20 protein-coding genes and 1 riboswitch are annotated in these 19,331 nt (G+C 62.4%); of the genes, 12 read left to right on the top strand and 8 right to left on the bottom strand.

Annotated elements, in window-relative coordinates:
• Positions 1 to 52 precede the first annotated feature (52 nt).
• Both ACO07T_RS11190 and ACO07T_RS11185 read right to left on the bottom strand, forming a co-directional pair.
• The gene (locus ACO07T_RS11190) at positions 53 to 814 is read right to left on the bottom strand and encodes an SDR family oxidoreductase (protein WP_422049482.1); all 762 of its coding nucleotides are present in this window, start codon (positions 812 to 814) and stop codon (positions 53 to 55) included.
• Positions 811 to 2,286: a carnitine 3-dehydrogenase gene (locus ACO07T_RS11185; protein ID WP_422049481.1), complete on the bottom strand. Its 1,476-nt coding sequence runs from the start codon at positions 2,284 to 2,286 to the stop codon at positions 811 to 813. The genes ACO07T_RS11190 and ACO07T_RS11185 overlap by 4 nt, the downstream gene beginning before the upstream one ends.
• Before the next feature lie 77 nt (positions 2,287 to 2,363).
• Here ACO07T_RS11185 and ACO07T_RS11180 point away from each other — a divergent pair, with 77 nt between their 5' ends.
• Positions 2,364 to 2,828, top strand: a complete 465-nt coding sequence (locus ACO07T_RS11180) for a DUF1203 domain-containing protein (protein WP_422049480.1) — start codon at positions 2,364 to 2,366, stop codon at positions 2,826 to 2,828.
• Between the two features lie 220 nt (positions 2,829 to 3,048).
• Here the strand turns inward: ACO07T_RS11180 and ACO07T_RS11175 are convergent, their stop codons facing one another.
• Positions 3,049 to 3,960, bottom strand: a complete 912-nt coding sequence (locus ACO07T_RS11175) for a 3-keto-5-aminohexanoate cleavage protein (RefSeq protein WP_422049479.1) — start codon at positions 3,958 to 3,960, stop codon at positions 3,049 to 3,051.
• Between the two features lie 74 nt (positions 3,961 to 4,034).
• Here ACO07T_RS11175 and ACO07T_RS11170 point away from each other — a divergent pair, with 74 nt between their 5' ends.
• The gene (locus tag ACO07T_RS11170) at positions 4,035 to 5,012 is read left to right on the top strand and encodes a GlxA family transcriptional regulator (protein WP_422049478.1); all 978 of its coding nucleotides are present in this window, start codon (positions 4,035 to 4,037) and stop codon (positions 5,010 to 5,012) included.
• A 45-nt stretch (positions 5,013 to 5,057) separates the two neighbouring features.
• Here the strand turns inward: ACO07T_RS11170 and ACO07T_RS11165 are convergent, their stop codons facing one another.
• Genes ACO07T_RS11165 through cobO form a run of 4 tightly spaced genes read right to left on the bottom strand, consistent with a single transcriptional unit; the run spans position 5,058 to position 7,818 of the window.
• A complete protein-coding gene (locus tag ACO07T_RS11165) occupies positions 5,058 to 6,506 on the bottom strand; it encodes a cobyric acid synthase (RefSeq protein ID WP_422049477.1) in 1,449 nt (482 codons plus the stop codon).
• Between the two features lie 3 nt (positions 6,507 to 6,509).
• On the bottom strand, positions 6,510 to 6,854 hold the full coding sequence (locus ACO07T_RS11160; protein WP_422049476.1) for a Lin0512 family protein: 345 nt from the start codon (positions 6,852 to 6,854) through the stop codon (positions 6,510 to 6,512).
• Positions 6,851 to 7,201 carry a Lin0512 family protein gene (locus ACO07T_RS11155; RefSeq protein WP_422049475.1) on the bottom strand — a complete coding sequence of 117 codons (351 nt, stop codon included), beginning with the start codon at positions 7,199 to 7,201 and terminating at the stop codon, positions 6,851 to 6,853. Before ACO07T_RS11155 ends, ACO07T_RS11160 begins: the two co-directional genes overlap by 4 nt.
• Positions 7,201 to 7,818: a cob(I)yrinic acid a,c-diamide adenosyltransferase gene (gene cobO, locus ACO07T_RS11150; protein ID WP_422049474.1), complete on the bottom strand. Its 618-nt coding sequence runs from the start codon at positions 7,816 to 7,818 to the stop codon at positions 7,201 to 7,203. Before cobO ends, ACO07T_RS11155 begins: the two co-directional genes overlap by 1 nt.
• A gap of 41 nt (positions 7,819 to 7,859) precedes the next feature.
• Positions 7,860 to 8,076, top strand: a riboswitch (cobalamin riboswitch).
• A 77-nt stretch (positions 8,077 to 8,153) separates the two neighbouring features.
• Here cobO and ACO07T_RS11145 point away from each other — a divergent pair.
• The 7 genes from ACO07T_RS11145 to cobJ are packed head-to-tail and all read left to right on the top strand — an operon-like array spanning position 8,154 to position 16,140.
• Positions 8,154 to 8,537, top strand: a complete 384-nt coding sequence (locus ACO07T_RS11145; RefSeq protein ID WP_209060876.1) for a DUF1636 family protein — start codon at positions 8,154 to 8,156, stop codon at positions 8,535 to 8,537.
• Positions 8,534 to 9,571, top strand: a complete 1,038-nt coding sequence (cobW, locus tag ACO07T_RS11140) for a cobalamin biosynthesis protein CobW (RefSeq protein WP_422049473.1) — start codon at positions 8,534 to 8,536, stop codon at positions 9,569 to 9,571. Before ACO07T_RS11145 ends, cobW begins: the two co-directional genes overlap by 4 nt.
• 6 nt (positions 9,572 to 9,577) lie before the next feature.
• Entirely contained in the window at positions 9,578 to 12,868 is a 3,291-nt protein-coding gene (cobN, locus tag ACO07T_RS11135) for a cobaltochelatase subunit CobN (RefSeq protein WP_422049472.1), read from the top strand.
• Positions 12,865 to 13,998, top strand: coding sequence for a cobalamin biosynthesis protein CobG (locus ACO07T_RS11130; protein WP_422049471.1), 1,134 nt, complete (start codon positions 12,865 to 12,867; stop codon positions 13,996 to 13,998). Before cobN ends, ACO07T_RS11130 begins: the two co-directional genes overlap by 4 nt.
• Positions 13,998 to 14,627, top strand: a complete 630-nt coding sequence (locus ACO07T_RS11125; protein ID WP_422049470.1) for a precorrin-8X methylmutase — start codon at positions 13,998 to 14,000, stop codon at positions 14,625 to 14,627. Before ACO07T_RS11130 ends, ACO07T_RS11125 begins: the two co-directional genes overlap by 1 nt.
• Positions 14,624 to 15,379 carry a precorrin-2 C(20)-methyltransferase gene (gene cobI, locus ACO07T_RS11120; RefSeq protein ID WP_422049469.1) on the top strand — a complete coding sequence of 252 codons (756 nt, stop codon included), beginning with the start codon at positions 14,624 to 14,626 and terminating at the stop codon, positions 15,377 to 15,379. The genes ACO07T_RS11125 and cobI overlap by 4 nt, the downstream gene beginning before the upstream one ends.
• Positions 15,376 to 16,140, top strand: coding sequence for a precorrin-3B C(17)-methyltransferase (gene cobJ / locus ACO07T_RS11115; RefSeq protein ID WP_422049468.1), 765 nt, complete (start codon positions 15,376 to 15,378; stop codon positions 16,138 to 16,140). The genes cobI and cobJ overlap by 4 nt, the downstream gene beginning before the upstream one ends.
• Positions 16,141 to 16,248: 108 nt before the next feature.
• Here cobJ and ACO07T_RS11110 read toward each other — a convergent pair whose 3' ends face one another.
• Complete coding sequence (locus tag ACO07T_RS11110) at positions 16,249 to 16,983, bottom strand: cobalt-precorrin-6A reductase (protein WP_422049467.1); 735 nt, start codon at positions 16,981 to 16,983, stop codon at positions 16,249 to 16,251.
• Here ACO07T_RS11110 and cbiE point away from each other — a divergent pair.
• Genes cbiE through cobM form a run of 3 tightly spaced genes read left to right on the top strand, consistent with a single transcriptional unit; the run spans position 16,982 to position 19,331 of the window.
• Positions 16,982 to 18,178 carry a precorrin-6y C5,15-methyltransferase (decarboxylating) subunit CbiE gene (cbiE, locus tag ACO07T_RS11105; RefSeq protein ID WP_422049466.1) on the top strand — a complete coding sequence of 399 codons (1,197 nt, stop codon included), beginning with the start codon at positions 16,982 to 16,984 and terminating at the stop codon, positions 18,176 to 18,178. The genes ACO07T_RS11110 and cbiE overlap by 2 nt on opposite strands.
• Positions 18,175 to 18,540, top strand: a complete 366-nt coding sequence (locus ACO07T_RS11100; RefSeq protein ID WP_422049465.1) for a cobalamin biosynthesis protein — start codon at positions 18,175 to 18,177, stop codon at positions 18,538 to 18,540. The genes cbiE and ACO07T_RS11100 overlap by 4 nt, the downstream gene beginning before the upstream one ends.
• The gene (cobM, locus tag ACO07T_RS11095; protein ID WP_422049464.1) at positions 18,537 to 19,331 is read left to right on the top strand and encodes a precorrin-4 C(11)-methyltransferase; all 795 of its coding nucleotides are present in this window, start codon (positions 18,537 to 18,539) and stop codon (positions 19,329 to 19,331) included. The genes ACO07T_RS11100 and cobM overlap by 4 nt, the downstream gene beginning before the upstream one ends.

Here is a 19,331-nt window from a genome sequence, read left to right as displayed (position 1 = left end):
TTCGGAAAATATCCTGGGGTGGCCACCGCTTGCGGTGGCAGGGGCAAAGCCCCTAAACCTTCGGGTCCGGATTCACGGTAAACCCGTCCACGGCAATCACCTGCCCGCTGACCATCCGGGCTTTGTCGGAACAGAGAAACACCGCCATATCAGCCACATCGCCCGCCTCCACAAAGGCCCCCAGCGCCGTACCACTGGCATAGCCCTCATAGACATCATCGCGGCTCATGCCCTTGGCGGCAGCCTCCCGCGCCAGCACTCCCTCCATCCGTGGCCCCTCCACCGCGCCGGGGCAGATCACATTGGCCCGCACGCCATAGCCGCCCAGCTCCATCGCCAGGGTTTTGGTCAACCCGATCACCGCCCATTTTGCAGCCGCATAAGGCGCACGATACGGGTAGCCATATTGCCCCGCCGTGGAGCTGGTCACCACAATCGCCCCCCGCCCGGCGGCTTTCATCATTGGCGCGGCGTATTTGGCGGCCAGAAACGCGCCTTCCAGATTGACCGCCACACAGGCCTGCCAGTCCTGCAGTTTTACATCCTCCACTGCCGCTGTCGGCCCCGCAACTCCGGCATTTGCGCAAAGCGCGTCGAGCCCGCCCCAGGCGGCCTGCACCTCCGCTAACAGCGCAGCCACGCCTGCCTCATCGGTCACATCAAGCTGCGTTTTGAGCCAGCTCTCAGGCACGCCAGCCAAAGCCGCGCCATCCAGATCCGCCACCCAGACCTGCCAGCCGTCGCGCGCAAATGCCTCCGCCATCGCGCGCCCAATGCCAGAGCCGCCCGCCGTGATCAGAACCCGCCTGCTCATCGCGGCTGCCCCACATAGCGCCCAGCGCCCTCAGGGGCGGGCAGCGCCGCCTGCGCGTCACAGATCATCGTCAGATTGGCGGCAATTTCGGCGCTAAACGGCGCAGGCCGCCGCGTCTCAAGGCTCACATGGATCAGGATATGCTCCCCCGTCGCCAGAAGTCTCTCACCCGCATACATCTCATGCCAGACATGCATCTTCTTGCCTTCGCCCATCAGCACGCGGGTGCGCACCTCGATCACGCTGCCCAGATGGGTCTCGTCAATGTGCCGGATATGGGTCTCCGCCGTGAAAAAGCTCCCGCCCGTGGCGATATAGGCCTGATCACAGCCAATAATCTCCATCAGCCGGTCAGTGGCATCGGCAAAGGCATGCAGATAGCGGCTCTCGGTCATATGCCCGTTGTAATCCAACCAATCGATCGGCACCGCCCGGCGCACCGTCACAATCGGCTGGCTTGGGTCCACAATCTCGCTGGCCTTGCGCACCATGCCCGCCTCGGCAGAGAGCTTTGCGTCATGTTTGTTCAGAACCGCTCCGGAGGCAAAATCCTGCGCCTTCAAGGCCCGCATCATCGACACAAGGTTGTTGTCGCGAATGCGCTCCATCTCGCGAATGCTCATATGGCCAGATTGGTCATCAGACTGCCCCGCAATCAGATCCACCAGCTCCTCGGTGAATTCCGGCACATCCATCAGCTTGGTCCAGGGCCATTCCAGCGCGGGGCCAAACTGCGCCATGAAATGCTTCATCCCGGCCTCGCCACCCGCCACACGATAGGTGTCAAACAGCCCCATCTGCGCCCAGCGAATGCCAAAGCCCATACGGATCGCCTCATCAATCTCCTCGGTGGTGGCAATCCCGTCTTTCACCAGCCACAGCGCCTCACGCCAAACCGCCTCCAAGAAACGGTCCGCAATATGGGCATCAATCTCCTTGCGCACATGCAGCGGGAACATCCCTACCCCGGTCAGAATCTCCTTCACCCGCGCCACCATCTCCGGTGGGTTTTTCTCGGTGGGCACCACTTCAACCAGCGGCATCAGATAAACCGGGTTAAACGGATGGGTCACCACAATCTGCGCAGGCCGTGTGGCACAGCCCTGCAATTCACTTGGCTTAAAGCCACTGGTGGAGCTGCCAATCACCGCGTCTTCAGCGCAATGCTCCTGCAGCGTCTGATAGACCTTCCGCTTCAGCTCCAGCCGCTCCGGCACGCTCTCCTGAATCCAAGCCGCGCCGTCCACAGCTTCAGACATGGTCTCATGAAAACTCAGCGCGCCCTCAGCCGGCAAAGCCGTGTCGCTCAGCCCCGGCAAGCTCACCCGCGCATTGGCAATCACCTCGCCAATCTTGCGCTCTGCCTCCGGGTCCGGGTCAAACACCCGTACATCCCAGCCATTGAGGAGAAACCGCGCCGCCCATCCGCCGCCAATCACCCCGCCGCCAATAATCGCTGCTGTCTTTGTCATCCCGTGTCCTTTCCGCATGATACGGGTCGCTGCACCTCTGTGCGCGCCCTAGTCTCCCTCAAAAAAGGAGACCGCCTATGTCTGTTCATTTTCATCCGCTACCCGCCGCCGCGGTGGCCGCAATCCGCGCGAGCGGCATCGACGCCTACGGCAATCTCGTGGAGCGCGCGATTTGCGAAGGCCCCGGTCACCCCTGCCGTGCCTGCCTGACAGAAACCGCCGCTGGGCAGCCATTCCTCACGCTCGCCCATCGCCCCTTTGAAGGGCAGAATGCCTTCACCGAAACCGGCCCGATCTATCTCTGTGAGAACTGCGCAGGCACGCCGCCAAGCGCCGACCTTCCGGCGATCCTCAGCGCGCCCAGCCATATTGTGCGCGGCTACAGCGTGGACGAGCGCATTGTTTACGGCACCGGCCAGGTCACCCCGACGGCAGAGATCAGCACCTATGCCGCCACGCTGCTGGCGAGGGACGACATCGCCTTTGTCGATGTGCGCAGCGCGTCTAACAACTGCTTCCTGTGCCGGATCAAACCCGCCTGAAACCCGCCGCTCTGCCGCGCGCACAAAAGGCCGCGCAACGGCCTTTCTTAACCATTGCACCGCCGACTCAGGGGCCGTTTTTGGCACCGACGCAATACCGTAGGGATACCGACGCGATACTGACGTGTTGTGTTTTTGGCCAAACAGCGCGCGGTGGGCCCAAAAACCCGCAAGCCTTACCCCGCCGCGCGCAGCTGTTGCGCCGCCCTCCCGCAAGGCCTCAGCCCTTCGGCGCGCGTTTCACCAAGCCAAGCTTTTCGCGCACTTCCGCCGGGCCAATCACCCGCGCGCCCATGTTCTCAATGATGGTGCCCGCACGCTCCACAAGCTGCCAGTTTTCCGCCAGCACCCCTTTGTCGAGCCACAGGTTGTCCTCCAGCCCCACGCGCACATTGCCCCCGGCCAACACCGCTGCCGCGACATAGGCCATCTGATTGCGCCCCAAGGAAAACGCGCTAAACGTCCAGTCTTCCGGCACATTGTTGACCATCGCCATAAAGGTGTTGAGATCATCCGGCGCGCCCCACGGCACGCCCATGCAGAGCTGAACAAGCGCATTGGGCTCCAGCACACCATCTTTCACAAGCTGTTTGGCATACCACAGATGCCCGGTGTCAAAGGCTTCAATCTCAGGCTTAACCCCCAGATCTGTCATCATTTTTCCCATCGCCGTCAGCATGCCCGGCGTGTTGGTCATCACATAATCGGCTTCGGCAAAGTTCATCGTACCGCAATCCAATGTGCAGATTTCCGGCAGGCATTCCGCCACATGGGCCACCCGCTCGGTGGCCCCCACCATATCCGTGCCCGCCACGGTGGGCAGAGGGGTTTCCACCCCGCCAAACACCATGTCGCCGCCCATGCCAGCGGTCAGGTTCAACACCATATCGACCTCACTGTCGCGAATGCGGTCTGTCACCTCGCGATAAAGCCCCAGATCACGGCTCGGCGCACCTGTTTCCGGATCGCGCACATGGCAATGCACCACCGCCGCACCGGCCTTGGCCGCGGCAATCGCGCTGTCGGCAATTTGCTTCGGGCTGCGCGGCACATGCGGGCTGCGATCCTGCGTCCCACCGGATCCGGTCACGGCACAGGTGATGAAAACCTCACGATTCATTTGCAGCGGCATGGCGATTCCTTTCTTGCTCCTTGCCCAACCGTACTGCTCTTGCGGCGCAACACTTTTCATTTTACGAAAATTACATGACTGAATCCGCAGAAATTGGCGTTTTTCACCGCAACCCCGCGCCGCTCAACACCGCCATTCTGGTGCTGGATGAGTGCAACACGCTGAGCTTTGCCGCCACCGTAGACCCCATGCGCGCCGCCAACCGCCGCGCCGGAAAAACGCTCTTCAAATGGCAGTTTTTCACCGCAGAGGGCACGCCTGCTGCCCTCACCAGCGGCCTTGAAATCACCGGCCCCGCGCTCTCAGACCTGGATAAATGTGATCTCCTGTTTGTGGTGGCGGGCTTTCGTCTGGAAGAACAATCCACCCCGCGTCTGCGCGCCTCGCTGCGCCGAATTTATAGTGCAGGTGCCTCGCTCGCCGCCATCGACGGCGGACCCTGGCTGCTCGCGCGCGCTGGCCTTCTGGATGGTCATGAAGCCACCACCCACTGGGAAGACCTCGAAAAATTCTCTCAACAATTTCCGCAGGTTAAAACGCTTCAAGACCGGTTTTGCCTGTCAGGGCGCATCGCCACCTCGGGCGGTGCCAGCCCCTGCATCGATATGATGCTGCATCTAATTTCCACCCGCTTCAGCCCCGATCTCGCGCGCCGCGTCGGCAGTGCTTTTCTCTATGATCCGATGCCCTCTCAGGCACAAAGCCCCACCTCAACCCCACGCCAGATGCGCCAGCACCCGCAGGTCGGGCGCGCGCTGGATGTCATGGCCCGCGCTCTTGACACGCCGCTATCCATCCCCGCCATCGCCTCCATCATCGGCACCTCAACCCGCACGCTGGAGATGCGCTTTGCCGCGCATCTGAACAGCTCCCCACAGGCGACTTACATGCATCTGCGCCTCGAAGAAGCCCTGCGCCTCGCCACAGACACCCGCCTGCCAGTGCGTGACATCGCCCTCGCAACAGGCTTCAACAGCCCCACCAGCTTCGCCCGCGCCTTCAAAAATGCCCACGGCAAATCCGTCCGCGACCTGCGCCGCAGCCGGAGCTAAACCCTTCATTCTGCTAAAAATACTCCCGCCGGAGGCATCGAAGTTTTAGCGCGCGGCTGCCAGGATACCGTCCACATCCAGATGCGCTTCAACGTGATCTGCCAGACGATCCAGCACCGCCTGCACGGTGGCGTCATAGCCCTCGTTGCCTACCTGCGCTCCCAGCGCGCTCAGCCAGGCCCGGCGGAACCCATCATCGCGGAACATACCGTGCAGATAGCTCCCCGACACCTGCCCACCCGCAGAAACCGCGCCCTCATCGCGCCCGTCCACCTGTGCAAAAGGCCGCGCCCGATCCGGACCATCCGTGCGCCCGATGTGGATTTCATAGCCCCGGAAGGCCTCGCCGGAGGCCACATGCACGGCTTCGGTTTCCGTCAGACGTTTGTCCGGTGTCATCACCGTTTCCACGTCCAAAAGACCAAGACCTTCGGTTTCTCCAGCCGGGCCTTCGATGCCCTCAGGGTCCTTCACAACCGTGCCAAGCATCTGATATCCGCCACAAATCCCAAGCACATGGCCACCGCGCCGCACATGCGCCGCCAGATCCACATCCCAGCCCTGCTCGCGCAGAAACGCCATATCGCCGCGGGTCGACTTGCTGCCCGGAATGATCACCACATCTGCATCGCCGGGGATCGGCTCCCCCGCGCGCAGCATGGTCAACGACACGCCCGGCTCCTGTGCCAGCGGGTCCAAATCGTCAAAATTCGCAATCCGCGACAGCCCCAGACAAACCACTTTCAAGCCGCCGTCACGCTCAGCATTTTTGATGTCCAGCGCGTCCTCGGCAGGCAATTTCCACGCCTCCCCGAAGTAGGGCAACACCCCAAATCCGGCCCAGCCTGTGGTCTCTTTGATCAGGTCATAGCCATCGTCAAACAGACTCGGATCGCCGCGAAACTTGTTGATCAGAAAGCCCACAACCAGCGCCGCGTCCTCTTCCGATATCACCGCCTGCGTCCCGACAACTTGCGCAATCACGCCGCCCCGGTCGATGTCTCCGGCCAGCACCACGGGCACATTCGCGGCCTGCGCAAAGCCCATATTGGCGATGTCACCGGCCCGCAGATTGACCTCCGCCGGGCTGCCCGCGCCTTCAACGATCACCAGATCACTTTTTGATTTCAACCGGTTAAAGCTCTCAAGCACCGCCTCTAGCAGTTGCGGCTTAAGCTTGGCATATTCCCGCGCCTTCACCGTGGTCAGCCTCTTGCCCTGCACCACCACCTGCGAGCCCACATCGGTCTCCGGTTTCAACAACACCGGGTTCATATCCACGGTGAGCGCCTTGCCGCAGGCCAGCGCCTGCAACGCCTGCGCCCGCCCGATCTCGCCCCCGTCAGAGGTCACCGCCGCGTTGTTGGACATGTTCTGCGGCTTGAACGGTGCAACCGACAGACCGCGCCGCGCCGCCGCCCGGCACAGCCCCGCCACCAGCATCGACTTGCCCACGTTGGAGCCTGTGCCCTGAATCATAATTGCCTTGCCCATGGCTCAGCCCTGTTTGGGGAGGAAGGCCTCCACCGCCGCTGAGGCGATGACAAGCACGTTTCCATCATCGGGATTGGTCACATTCATCCCCCCAAAGACCGCTTTCACCTCGGCGCGCCCACGCGGCAAACGTTCTGCCAAAGCGTCACAATCGACCTCCTCCGGCTCTTGCACCCCCACGGTAACTTGCACGCGCATCTCTTTGGGATCTTTACCTAAAGCGGCAAACATCGGGATTGAAGAATGCCGGATTGCATCCTCGATCGCACGGGCGGCGGCCTTGGTGTAGTCCTGTCCGTATTGGTCGCTGCCCATGCCCATTTCGATGATGAAACGCTGCTCGCTCATGCCGCGACCTCCACGTCCAAAGCAACCGAGATCGCCACATTGGCCATCACCGTCGGGTTGCCGCCATCAGTGCGCGGCACGTCCAGCCCGCCTTTCACCGGCACAACCGTGACCTGCCCATAAGGGAAAATCGCCGCGATCACTGCTGTGTCAATCTTGTCTGGCTGCTGCACCGCCACCTCAACGGTGATGATCATCTCTGATTTGTCTTTGCCAAAAAGCTCCGCCAGATTGATCGAATTGTGCCAAAGCGCGTCTTTTACAGCGCGGCTCGCCGCCTCGGTGTAATCCTGACGTCTGAGCGAAGAGCCCATGCCAAATTCGGTGAGCAGACGTTTGATCGCCATCAGAATTCCACCCCCGCCTGCGCCTTGATGCCATCGCGGAACGGATGTTTCAGCAGGGTCATCTCCGTCACCAGATCAGCGGCCTCAATCAGCTCCGGCTTGGCATTGCGGCCGGTCAAAAGAACGTGAGTCATCTCCGGCTTTTCGTTCAGCAGAAAATCGACCACGTCGTCGATATCGAGATAATCATTGCGCAGCGCGATGTTGATTTCATCGAGCATCACAAAGCGGTTCTCAGGGTTGCGGATCAGCTCCTTGGCCAATTCCCAGCCCGCCTGCGCTTTGGCAATGTCGCGCTCGCGGTCTTGCGTTTCCCAGGTAAACCCTTCCCCCGACACATGAAATTGCACTTCATCGGGGAAGTGCTCTTCCAGAAAGGCCCGCTCTCCCGTGGCCATCGCGCCTTTGATAAACTGCACCACAGCCACCGGCATACCATGTGCGATACAGCGCATAATCATGCCAAAGCCCGACGAGCTTTTGCCTTTGCCCGGCCCGGTGTGCACGATGATCAGACCTTTTTCTTCGGTCTTTGTGGCCATCATCCTGTCTCGCGCCGCTTTGATTTTGGCCATCTTGGCCTTGTGGCGTTCGTTCTGATCCGTGTTTTCAGACATTCCTGCCCCTCCGTTCGCGCTTGACTTAGCCGCAATCATTGCCCATTCGGGTTGTCGCTGGTTTCTGCTCGATTTGAGCAGGTGAAAAGGGAATGTGAAACGGGTCCAACGTCAAGGCCCAAAGCGCAGCCGCCCCCGCGACCGTGACCGGAGAGGTCCGCCACAGCCACTGGAGAGATCCGGGAAGGCAGGTGGACCACCAGAGCCCAAGCTCTGAGATCCGCAAGCCGGGAGACCTGCCAGCGCAAATGACATAAACCGGACGGGGTGTTTCGGTGTCGGGCTCTCCACAGATGTCCCGTGTTTGCCCCGTCCCTGAAAAGGGACCAGATCTGATGGCTGATGCAAATGCTCCAGTCGAATTGCTTGTCTGCACCACCTGCCGTGCCGGCCAGCCAACCGACGTCGAAGGGCCGCGCCCCGGCACGCAATTGTTTGATGCGCTCACCGCCTCAGACCTGCCGGAAAACGTGACGGTGAAAGGCGTTGAGTGCTTTTCCAACTGCGATTTTGGCTGCTCGATCACCGTGCGTGGCGGCGATGAGCGCTGGACCTATGTCTATGGCAATTTCACCGGTGCAGAAGACGCGGAACTGGTCGCGGACGGCGTGAGCAAATATGCCGCCACCGCTGACGGGCTGGTCCCGTGGCGCGAACGCTCCACCCATTTCCGCAAAAACTGCATCGCCCGCATTCCCCCATTGGAGATCCCCGAATGAGCACTCTTGAAAAACTCCCCGTCACCGTCATCACCGGCTTTCTGGGATCCGGCAAAACGACACTGGTGCGCAACCTGATGACCAAGCCACAGGGCAAACGCCTTGCGGTGATCGTCAATGAATTTGGCGATGTGGGTGTGGACGGCGAGATCCTGAAATCCTGCGCCATCCCGGATTGCCCGGCAGAAAACATCATGGAGCTGGCCAACGGCTGCATCTGCTGCACCGTTGCGGATGATTTCATCCCCACCATCGAAGCGCTCATGCAGCTTGAGCCGCGCCCGGAGCACATCCTGATTGAAACCTCTGGCCTGGCTCTGCCAAAGCCGCTGCTGAAGGCTTTTGACTGGCCCGATATCCGCTCCAAAATCACGGTGGACGGCGTGATCGCACTGGCCGATGCAGAGGCTGTGGCCGATGGCCGTTTTGCCCCAGATGTGGCCGCAGTGGATGCCCAGCGTGAGGCCGACGAAGGTCTGGATCACGAAACCCCGCTTTCCGAGGTATTTGAAGATCAGATCAGCTGCGCGGACATCGTTTTGCTGACCAAACCGGATCTCGCAGGCCCCGAAGGTGTGGCCAAAGCCAAGGAAATCGTGCTGGCCGAAGCGCCGCGCCCCCTGCCCGTGGTCGAAGTGGCCGAAGGCGAAGTGGACCCGCGCGTGATCCTCGGCCTGGAAGCCGCCGCCGAAGATGATCTGGAGGCTCGCCCCTCCCATCACGATGGGCACCACGACCATGAACATGACGATTTCGAAAGCGTTGTGATTGACGTGCCAGAGCAAACCGATCCCGCAGCTTTTGCCGCCAAGATCGAGAAAATGGCAAAAGATCTCAACATCCTGCGCGTCAAAGGCTATGCCGCCGTCGAAGGCAAACCCATGCGTCTTCTGGTGCAGGCTGTGGGCGCGCGCGTGCGCCATCAGTTTGACCGCCCATGGAAGCCTGAGGAAGGCCGTCAGGGCCGCATGGTCGTGATTGCGGAACATGATGACGTAAATGTGGATGCGATCCGCGCCGCTCTGGTAGACTAAACGCCCATGCATGTAGTCTTTCGCGAAAGTCACGGCCTTGATGAGGCCGAAACCCCAATGGATCTGGGTCAGTCACCGGCTGACCTTGTGGTACTGTCGTTTTCCGACAGCGATCTGGGGGCTTTCGCGGCAGGCTGGCATCGCAGCAATGGCGATCTGCCAACGCTGCGCCTTGCCAATCTGACAGCATTGAAACACCCGCTGTCCGTCGACACCTACATCGAACAGACGCTGTCTGGTGCCAAAGCCATCCTGATCCGTCTGATTGGCGGCATCTCTTACTGGCAATATGGCATCCAACAAGTTCAGGCACTTGCGGCGGAAAAAGGCATCGCCCTTGCCGTGCTGCCTGCTGACGGACGCCCGGACACCCGGTTGGACGAGGTCTCAACCCTGCCCGTATCCACCCTGCACCGCCTGACCCACCTCTGTGACACCGGAGGCGCTGTGGCCGCGCAGGCCGCGCTCGCGCAACTGGCACTGGCCGCAGGGCTCTATGCAAAGCCGGTCATGGGCTCCAAAGCGCTGCCCGACCACGGCGGCTGGACACCCGAGACAGGTCTGTCTGACCCGCTCAGCGGGCGCGACGCTGCAAAGCCACTGATAGCCCTGACGTTCTATCGCGCCTACGTCAGCGCCGCTGACACCGCGCCGATTGAGGCACTTTTTGCAGAATTTCGCGGACGCGGCTTTGATGTGGTGGGCCTGTTTGCCCCCTCCCTCAAAGTCCCTTCCTCTGCCGCCTGGCTGGCCGACACCCTGCGCGCTCTGAAACCCGCCGCCATTGTCAACGCCACCTCTTTCTCCGGCAAAGGCGCGGATGGCACTTCGCCTCTGGACGCCACCGAGGCACCGGTCTTTCAGGTCGCACTGGCCACCTCCCGAAAGAAAGCCTGGGCCGAGGCAGAGCGCGGCCTCGCGCCCTCTGATCTCGCCATGCACGTTGTGTTGCCAGAGGTCGACGGCCGTCTCTTTGCCGGTGTGGTCTCTTTCAAGGAACCCGGCAAAAAAGACGCCGCGCTGGAATATTCCCGCTTTGCCCACCGCCCGCTACCCGACCGCATCACCGCTGTTGCAGACAAGGTTGAGGGCTGGGTGCGGCTGGCGCAAAAACCCAACGCTGACAAACACATGGCCTGTGTGCTGTCGACCTATCCGGGCAAAGACTGGAACATGGCACACGCCGTGGGTCTTGATCCGCTGGCCAGTGTCGAGGCGATCCTGTCTGACTTTGCCGAGGACGGCTTTGACACGGGAGAAGGTGAGACAGCGCCTCTCGCAGACGCCCTGCTCGGCGAAACGATCTCTTGGTCGCTGGCCGACTACAAAGCCGCCCTCTCCACCCTGCCGGAAACGCTGCAGGCAGATCTCGCAGAGGCTTGGGGCGCGCTGGAGGATGATCCCACCGTTTCCGAGGGGGCTTTCCCTTTCAAGGCCACAAAACGCGGCAACATCCTGATCGCCTTGCAGCCCGAGCGCGGCACCGATCAGATACGTGAAGACGAATACCACGATCTTTCGCGCGTGCCGCGCCATTCCTACGTGGCCTTCTACCTGTGGCTCCGCCAGACCCAATCCACCGACGCGCTTTTGCACATCGGCGCCCATGGCACGCTGGAATGGCTGCCCGGTAAATCCGTGGCCCTGTCTGAGGCCTGCTGGCCAGAGGCGCTCATTGGCGACGTGCCGGTGATCTACCCCTTCATTGTGAACGACCCCGGCGAGGCGGCGCAGGCGAAACGCCGCATAAATGCACTCACCCTTGGCCACGTGCCGCCCCCGCTGAAAGCCAGCGCGACGCCACAGCGTTTTGCCCGGCTTGAGACCCTTCTGGATGAGTTCTCCAACGCCGACGGGCTAGACCCCAAACGCCGTGACCGACTGCAATCGGATATCAAAGACGAGGCCGAAGCCCTTGGCCTACAATCAGAACTTGGGCTGGATGACGCCACCTCTCTGGCAGAGGCGATCACCCGCATCGACACCTTTGTCTGCGACATCAAGGAAAGCCAGTTTGGCGATGGCCTGCATGTGTTTGGCCGCGCGCCCACCGTCGAAGGGGCGTTTGACGCCAGCGCCTCGGCTGATGCCGAACGCGCATCCCTGACCCGCGCGCTGGCTGGCAAACGCATCGAGGCCGGCCCCTCCGGCTCGCCTTATCGCGGGCGCAAAGACGTGCTGCCCACAGGCCGCAATCTCTTCACCACCGATCCGCGTTCCGTGCCCTCACGCTCGGCCTATGCACAAGGCGTGAAGCTCGCCGAAGAGCTGGTGCGCCGCCACCTTCAGGAAGAGGGCGACTACCCCAAGAACCTGATTGTCGATCTCTGGGGCAGCGCCACCATGCGCACCGCAGGCGAAGAATTTGCCATGGCGCTGCATCTCTTGGGCGCAAAACCGGTCTGGGACAAAGGCAGCGAGCGCGTCTCCGGTGTTGAAATCCTGCCCATCGCCCTGCTGGAACGGCCCCGCATTGACGTCACCCTGCGCGTCTCTGGCCTCTTCCGCGATGTCTTCCCAACGCTGTCCACCCTCTTTGGTCAGGCGGTCAAAGCCTTGGCAGAACGCGACGAAGCCGCCGATTGGAACCCATTCGCGGGCCGCATCACGGCCCCTCGCGTCTATGGCCCCGCGCCCGGTAGCTACGGCCTTGGCATGGGCCACGACATCGAAAACTACTCTGAGGAAGGCCGCAAAGCCGCTGGCGAGGCCTGGCTCAACGCGTCCTCTTACGCCTTTGATGGCGACAAGATCACCAAAGACGCGGATGGCATCCGCGCGCTGGTGGGCGCCGCTGACAGCTTTGTGCATTTGCAGGACATGCCCGAAACCGACCTCCTGCTGGCGTCCGATTATGCCACCCATGAGGCAGGCTTTGCCGCCGCACAAAAGATCACCGGCGGCAACGCCAATCTCTATCATGTGGACAACACCAACCCGGAAAATCCCCGCGCCCGCAGCCTCACCGAGGAAATCGCACGCGTGGTGCATGCCCGCGCCACCAACCCGGATTGGCTGGCTGGCATGATGCGCCATGGTTTCCGGGGCGGTGCCGAAATCGCGGCCGCGCTGGAGCATATGGCCGCTTTTGCCAATCTTGCAGGCGCGGTGCCGCCGCAGCTGTTTGATGCCTACCACGACGCCACTTTGGGCGACTCGGAGGTGGTCACCTTCCTTGAAAAGGAAAACCCGCAGGCGCTGGCCGCCATGCGGGACCGCTTTGCCGCGCTGCATGAGGCCGGTCTCTGGATCACCCGCCGCAATTCCATTCTCGCAGAGCTGGAACGTCTGGCATGACCCGCCCCAGCGCCAAAGGCTGGTGCCCCGGCGCCTATAAGCCGATGATGTCCGGTGACGGTCTGGTGGTGCGCGTGCGCCCGATGCTGGCGCGGCTCACACAGGCTCAGGTGCTGGGGCTCTGCGCAACCGCACTTGAGTTTGGCTCCGGCCTGATTGACCTCACCAGCCGCGCCAACCTGCAAATCCGTGGTGTGGCGGAGGCCGATCACGAGGCCGTTCTGGCACGTCTCGCAGGTCTCGGCCTGCTGCCTGATGACCCCATGCTGGAAAGCCGCCGCAACATCCTGATCCCGCCGCTCTGGCAGGCCGGAGACGAAACCGACCAGATCGCAAATGCGCTGGTGGCCCGTCTGGGCGATTTCCCCGAGCTGCCCGCCAAAATGGGCTTTGCCATCGACATCGACGGCGCACCGCAATTCACACAGAACTCAGCAGATTTCCGGCTGGAGCGCACCTCTGACGGCGCTTTGATCCTGCGCGCAGACGGCGCATCCCGTGGGCGTCCGGTCACCGCCGCCACCGCTGTGGACGCGCTGATTGACATGGCAAACTGGTTTGTCAAAACCGATGGCCCAAGCCGCCGCCGCATGGCCGCGCATGTGGCCATGACCGCCCTGCCCGCCGACTGGCAAGCCGCCTTGCCCACCGCCCCCGCAGAGGCTCTGCGCCCCGGCGCAACCGGCCTTGGCACCGTCTTTGGCGCAGCCTTTGGCCAGATCGAAGCCACCGCGCTGGCCGCATTGGTGCAGGCAACACAGGCCGATGCGATGCGCGTGACCCCTTGGCGGCTTTTCCTGCTCGAAGGAGTGGAACCGGTTGAAACCGCCGACTTCATCACCGAATTCAGCGATCCACTTCTGGACATAGATGCCTGCCCCGGCGCGCCATTGTGCACCTCCTCCACCGTTGAGACCCGCCCCCTTGCCCGCGCATTGGCCGCCACGGCCCGCGGCGCACTGCATGTCTCCGGCTGCGCCAAAGGCTGCGCCCGCCCGCGCCCCTGCGCCACCACCCTTGTGGGCAACAACGGCGCATTTGATCTTGTCAAAAACGGCCGTCCATGGGATGCGCCCACAAAAACCGGCCTCACGCCGGACCAGCTGACCACCGCCTTGGGAGAATTTTGATGCCTTACGAATATGAGAAGAATGGTCAGGCGATCTATGATGAAAGCTTTGCCACCATTCGCCGCGAGGCAGCGCTAGAGGGCTTTGACGCAGACGAAGAACAGGTTGTTGTGCGCATGATCCACGCCGCCGGCATGGTTGGTCTGGAACAACATGTGAAATTCACCCCCGGCATGGTGGCTGCGGCCCGCAAAGCCATGGAAGACGGCGCGCCGATCTTCTGTGATGCGCGCATGGTCAGCGAAGGCGTGACCCGCCCGCGCCTGCCTGCGGACAATGATGTGATCTGCACCCTGCACGCCGAGGGCATCCATGATCTGGCCAAGGAGATGGGCAACACCCGCTCTGCCGCCGCGCTGGAACATTGGCGCGACCGTCTGGGCGGAGCGATTGTGGCCATCGGCAACGCCCCCACCGCGCTGTTTCACCTCTTGAACATGCTCGAAGACCCTGAGTGCCCCCGCCCCGCCGCCATCATCGGCTGCCCCGTGGGCTTTGTCGGCGCAATGGAAAGCAAAGACGCGCTTTGGGCGGACCAGCCCGTGCCCTGCATGATCGTCGAAGGCCGCCTCGGCGGCTCCGCCATGACCGTGGCAGCGATCAACGCAATCGCGAGCCGCAAAGAATGAGCGCGTCCAGCACCACCCATGGCATCACCCAGGGCACCATCCACGGCGTTGGCCTCGGCCCCGGCGATCCCGACCTCATGAGCGTGCGCGCACACCGTCTTCTGAGCGGTGCCAAACATGTGGCCTTCTTCCGCAAAGCAGGCCGCAAGGGCCAAGCCCGCCAGATTGTCGAAGGGCTGCTGCCCAAGGGCGTGATCGAATTTCCGATGGAATATCCGGTCACCACCGAAATCCCGCTGTCTGATCCGCGCTACAATGAGATCTTGTCGCAGTTTTACGAGGATGTGACCCAGCATCTGATCCGCCTCGCTCAGGCGGGTGATGATGTTGTTGTGCTCTGCGAAGGCGACCCGTTCTTCTACGGCTCTTTCATGCACATCTATGAGCGCGTGCGCCAAGTTGTGCCTGTCAATGTGGTGCCCGCCATCACCGGCATGTCCGGCGCATGGACAGCCACAGGCGCGCCGATCACCTGGGGGGACGATGTGCTCACCGTGCTCACCGGCACCCTGCCCCAAGACACGCTGACCGATTACATTTCCCGCACCGACTCGCTGGTGGTGATGAAAATCGGCACAAACTTTGAGAAGGTCATCGCCGCCCTCAAATCCGCAGGGCGCTACGAGGATGCCTGGATCGTGCAATACGCCACCATGCCCAAGCAGACCGTGACAAAACTCTCTGAAATGACAGACGACGTGACGCCTTATTTCTCCATCATCGTTGTGCACGGTCAGGGGCGCCGCCCATGAGCGCGTCAGAGAAAGGCTGGGTCCAGATCGTCGGTATTGGCCCCGGTGATGAAGCGCTGGTGACCCCACAGGTGCAGGCCGCGCTGGCTGAGGCCACCGATGCGGTGGGTTATATCCCTTATGTGGAACGTGTGGCAGCCAATCCGAACCTGACCCTGCATCCGTCAGACAACCGCGTTGAAATCGACCGCTCCCGCCATGCGCTGGAGATGGCCTCTGAGGGCAAACGTGTGGTTGTGGTCTCCTCTGGCGATCCGGGCGTGTTTGCCATGGCTGCTGCGGTGTTTGAGGCGGTGGAACATGGCGAGGCTGCATGGCGCGATCTCGACATCCGCGTGCTGCCCGGCATCACTGCCATGCTGGCCGCCTCTGCGGCTTGTGGCGCGCCACTGGGCCATGACTTCTGCGCCATCAACCTCAGCGACAATCTCAAGCCTTGGGAGCTGATCGACAAACGCCTGCGTCTGGCCGCTGAGGCAGATTTCGCCATGGCGTTCTATAATCCGCGCTCCAAGTCCCGCCCAGAAGGCTTTGAAAAAGCGCTTAAAACCCTGAAAGACGCCTGTGGCGACAACCGCCCGATGATCTTTGCCCGCAATGTGTCGCGCCCGGATCAGACCATCAAAATCGTGCCACTTCAGGACACCACGCCGGATATGGCAGACATGCGCACCGTGGTGCTGCTTGGCTCCAGCCAGACCCGCATCATCGAGCGCAATGGCGCGCCGATTGTCTACACGCCCCGCTCGGTGGCTGGGTAAATGTCGGTCATGGCCCCTCGCCAAAAGGGCCGCGACCGATCCTGGGAGGAAGCAAAGCGCCCTCCCGTGGGGAGGGTCGGGCGCGGCCCGTCTACGCCGGGCCAAACTTCAGTTATTGACCCAGGCCAAAACCGCCTCGGGTGTGGCAACCGCCGCCCTCGGTGGCAAGTCGGGCCGGTCAATCATGATCACCGGAATGTTCAAAGCCCGCGCGGCGTGCAGCTTGGCCTCTGCCCCGACGCCCCCGGCGTTTTTGCAGACCACCACTTCCACGCTGTGCTGCTCCATGAGCGCCCGATCCCCGGCCACATCAAACGGCCCCCGCGCCACAACCACGGTGTGATTTGGCACGGCGGGCGCGACTTCCGGCTGATCCACAAGGCGCAGAATATAATGATGCTGCGGCTGGGCGGCAAAGGCAGGCAGATTAAGCTTGCCCAGCGCCAGCAGCACGCGCTTTTCTGCCCCCTCAAGCGCCGCCACAGCTCCCTCAATATCAGCCACATGGCACCAGTCATCCCCCGCCTGCGCCTGCCAGGCCGGGCGGGTCAAAGCGATCAGCTCAACACCTTCCTGCGCACAGGCATGATAAGCGTTCCAGCTCATCTGCGCGGCAAAAGGATGTGTCGCATCAATCACATGGGTGATGCTATTGTCCCGCAAATAGGTGGCCAGCCCGTCAATACCGCCAAATCCCCCCACCCGCGTGGGCAAAGGCTGCTCTTTGGGCTTGGCGACACGCCCCGCATAAGAGAAAACCGCGTCAAAACCCGCGCGCGCCACAGCTTGAGCCAAAGCGCTGGCCTCGGTTGTGCCGCCAAGAATAAGGAGTTTGGTTGTCATGTCAGTTGATCCTTGGCTCACCATCGTCGGGCTGGGCGAAGATGGCCCAGATGGCCTCCCCCCTGCAAGCCGCAAAGCGCTTGAAGACGCCGAAGTTGTCATGGGTGCGGCGCGCCACCTGTCGCTGTTGCCACAGATCACCGCTGAGACCGTGACATGGCCCGTGCCCTTCGCCGACGGCCTCACACTCTTGCTGGAAAAACGCGGCCGTCAAACCGTTGTGCTCGCCTCAGGCGATCCGTTCTGGCACGGCGCGGGCGGCAGCCTCACCAAACATCTGGAGCCCGGCGAATGGCGCAGCCTGCCCGCGCCCTCCACCATGTCCCTCGCCGCCGCCGCACTCGGCTGGCCTCTGGAAAGCACCACCACCATGGGCCTGCATGCAGCCCCCTTTGCACGCCTGCGCCCGCATCTCGCCAACGGCGCCCGCGCCATCGTGACCCTGCGCGATGGCGACGCCGCGTCCGATTTTACCGCTTGGCTCACGGGCATCGGCTTTGGCGAAAGCACTTTGCATGTGCTTGAGGCTCTCGGCGGCCCCCGCCAACGCATCCGCCAAACCGCCGCGCAAGAGATGACCTTCACTGACATCACACACCCCGTGTCCGTCGCGATTGAGGCTCAAGGCGGCCCTGCCCTCACCACAGCCTCCGGTCGCGCGGATACCTTCTTTGACAATGATGGTCAGATCACCAAACGCCCGGTACGCGCCCTGACCCTTTCCGCACTCGCCCCTTTGCCCGGCGAGCATCTCTGGGACATCGGCGGTGGCTCCGGCTCCATCGCCATCGAATGGCTGCTGGCCCACCCGCGCACCCGCGCCACCAGTGTGGAGATCAACGCGGACCGCGCTGCACGTATCAAAGCCAATGCTGCCTCCCTCGGAGCCGATCGCTTGAACGTGGTGACCGGCGCCGCACCGGAGGCCCTGGCCGGTCTGGATGCCCCGGATGCCGTTTTCATTGGCGGTGGCATCAGCGAAGAGATGCTCCAAACCGTCTGGCAGCAAATGCCCGAAGGCGCGCGTCTGGTGGCCAACGCCGTAACGCTGGAGGCAGAAGTGCTTTTGGCCAATTGGCAGGCACAAAACGGCGGCGACCTCTTGCGCATCGAGCTTGCGCATGCCAACCCCTTGGGCCGAAAACGCGGCTGGAAATCCGCTTATCCCATTGTGCAATGGAGCGTCACAAAATGAGAGTTGCCGGTTTTGGCTTCCGACAATCCGCCACGCTTGAGAGCCTGCAGGCCGCCTGGATGGCCGCGCAGCCTGCAGGTGTGTCGGCGATTGCCGCACCGGACGACAAAGCGCAAACGCAGGTGTTCGCGGCCTTTGCCGATACTCTTTCTCTGCCCGTGATCTCTGTGACCCCACAGGATATGCACGCGGCCACCACTGTGACCAACTCTGCAAAAGTGCGCGAAAAACGCGGCACCGGCTCCGTCGCCGAAGCCTGCGCGCTGGTGGCCGCTGGCGCATCCGCCACATTGCTGCAAACCCGCGTCATCTCAGAAGACCGTATGGCCACCTGCGCCATTGCTGAAGGAAGCTCCACATGACCGTTCACTTTATCGGTGCAGGCCCTGGTGCGGCCGATCTCTTGACCTTACGGGGTCGCGATCTGATCGCCTCTTGCCCGGTCTGCCTCTATGCGGGCTCTCTTGTGCCGGATGAAATCCTGTCACACTGCCCCCAAGACGCGCGCATCATCAACACTGCGCCGCTGGATCTGGATGCCATCGTCGCCGAATGCAAAGCGGCCCATGAGAAGGGGCAGGATGTGGCGCGTCTGCACTCTGGTGACCTTTCGGTTTGGTCCGCCATGGGGGAACAGCTGCGCCGCCTGCGTGCCGAGGGCATCCCGGTCTCTGTCACCCCCGGCGTGCCGAGCTTCGCCGCCGCTGCTGCGGCGCTGGAAACCGAGCTCACCCTGCCCGGTCTGGCACAATCCGTGGTGCTGACCCGCACCCCCGGGCGCGCCTCCTCCATGCCAGAAGGCGAAACGCTCAAGAACTTCGCCGCCACAGGCGCGACCCTTGCGATCCATCTGTCCATCGGCAACCTCGATCACGTGATCGCTGATCTGACCCCCGCCTATGGCGCAGGTTGCCCGGTGGCCGTGGTTTACCGCGCCAGCTGGCCGGACCAGCAGATCATCCGCACCACGCTCGCCACTCTGAAGGCCGATGTGACCGAAAACATCACCCGCACAGCGTTGATCCTCGTTGGCCCCGCCCTCGCAGGCGAAGGCTTTGACGAAAGCTGCCTTTACGCCACCGAATATGACCGCCGTTATCGCCCGCAGACCGCAGACAGCCCGTGGTCGAGCTGGCAGCATGGAGACGACTGA

The organism is Shimia sp. (genome assembly GCF_965227725.1).
Lineage (GTDB): Bacteria > Pseudomonadota > Alphaproteobacteria > Rhodobacterales > Rhodobacteraceae > Shimia.
This window is presented reverse-complemented; position numbering and strand designations above follow the sequence as displayed.

What these genes read in the sequence shown, in the direction of transcription:
- ACO07T_RS11130 (WP_422049471.1), top strand. Translation starts at nt 12,865, where the DNA reads ATGACCCGCCCCAGCGCCAAAGGCTGGTGCCCCGGCGCCTATAAGCCG.
- cbiE (WP_422049466.1), top strand. Translation starts at nt 16,982, where the DNA reads ATGTCAGTTGATCCTTGGCTCACCATCGTCGGGCTGGGCGAAGATGGC.
- ACO07T_RS11170 (WP_422049478.1), top strand. Translation starts at nt 4,035, where the DNA reads ATGACTGAATCCGCAGAAATTGGCGTTTTTCACCGCAACCCCGCGCCG.
- ACO07T_RS11180 (WP_422049480.1), top strand. Translation starts at nt 2,364, where the DNA reads ATGTCTGTTCATTTTCATCCGCTACCCGCCGCCGCGGTGGCCGCAATC.
- ACO07T_RS11165 (WP_422049477.1), bottom strand. Translation starts at nt 6,506, where the DNA reads ATGGGCAAGGCAATTATGATTCAGGGCACAGGCTCCAACGTGGGCAAG.
- ACO07T_RS11155 (WP_422049475.1), bottom strand. Translation starts at nt 7,201, where the DNA reads ATGGCGATCAAACGTCTGCTCACCGAATTTGGCATGGGCTCTTCGCTC.
- ACO07T_RS11160 (WP_422049476.1), bottom strand. Translation starts at nt 6,854, where the DNA reads ATGAGCGAGCAGCGTTTCATCATCGAAATGGGCATGGGCAGCGACCAA.
- ACO07T_RS11110 (WP_422049467.1), bottom strand. Translation starts at nt 16,983, where the DNA reads ATGACAACCAAACTCCTTATTCTTGGCGGCACAACCGAGGCCAGCGCT.
- cobI (WP_422049469.1), top strand. Translation starts at nt 14,624, where the DNA reads ATGAGCGCGTCCAGCACCACCCATGGCATCACCCAGGGCACCATCCAC.
- cobM (WP_422049464.1), top strand. Translation starts at nt 18,537, where the DNA reads ATGACCGTTCACTTTATCGGTGCAGGCCCTGGTGCGGCCGATCTCTTG.
- ACO07T_RS11185 (WP_422049481.1), bottom strand. Translation starts at nt 2,286, where the DNA reads ATGACAAAGACAGCAGCGATTATTGGCGGCGGGGTGATTGGCGGCGGA.
- ACO07T_RS11145 (WP_209060876.1), top strand. Translation starts at nt 8,154, where the DNA reads ATGGCTGATGCAAATGCTCCAGTCGAATTGCTTGTCTGCACCACCTGC.
- cobN (WP_422049472.1), top strand. Translation starts at nt 9,578, where the DNA reads ATGCATGTAGTCTTTCGCGAAAGTCACGGCCTTGATGAGGCCGAAACC.
- ACO07T_RS11125 (WP_422049470.1), top strand. Translation starts at nt 13,998, where the DNA reads ATGCCTTACGAATATGAGAAGAATGGTCAGGCGATCTATGATGAAAGC.
- cobJ (WP_422049468.1), top strand. Translation starts at nt 15,376, where the DNA reads ATGAGCGCGTCAGAGAAAGGCTGGGTCCAGATCGTCGGTATTGGCCCC.
- ACO07T_RS11100 (WP_422049465.1), top strand. Translation starts at nt 18,175, where the DNA reads ATGAGAGTTGCCGGTTTTGGCTTCCGACAATCCGCCACGCTTGAGAGC.
- cobW (WP_422049473.1), top strand. Translation starts at nt 8,534, where the DNA reads ATGAGCACTCTTGAAAAACTCCCCGTCACCGTCATCACCGGCTTTCTG.
- cobO (WP_422049474.1), bottom strand. Translation starts at nt 7,818, where the DNA reads ATGTCTGAAAACACGGATCAGAACGAACGCCACAAGGCCAAGATGGCC.
- ACO07T_RS11190 (WP_422049482.1), bottom strand. Translation starts at nt 814, where the DNA reads ATGAGCAGGCGGGTTCTGATCACGGCGGGCGGCTCTGGCATTGGGCGC.
- ACO07T_RS11175 (WP_422049479.1), bottom strand. Translation starts at nt 3,960, where the DNA reads ATGCCGCTGCAAATGAATCGTGAGGTTTTCATCACCTGTGCCGTGACC.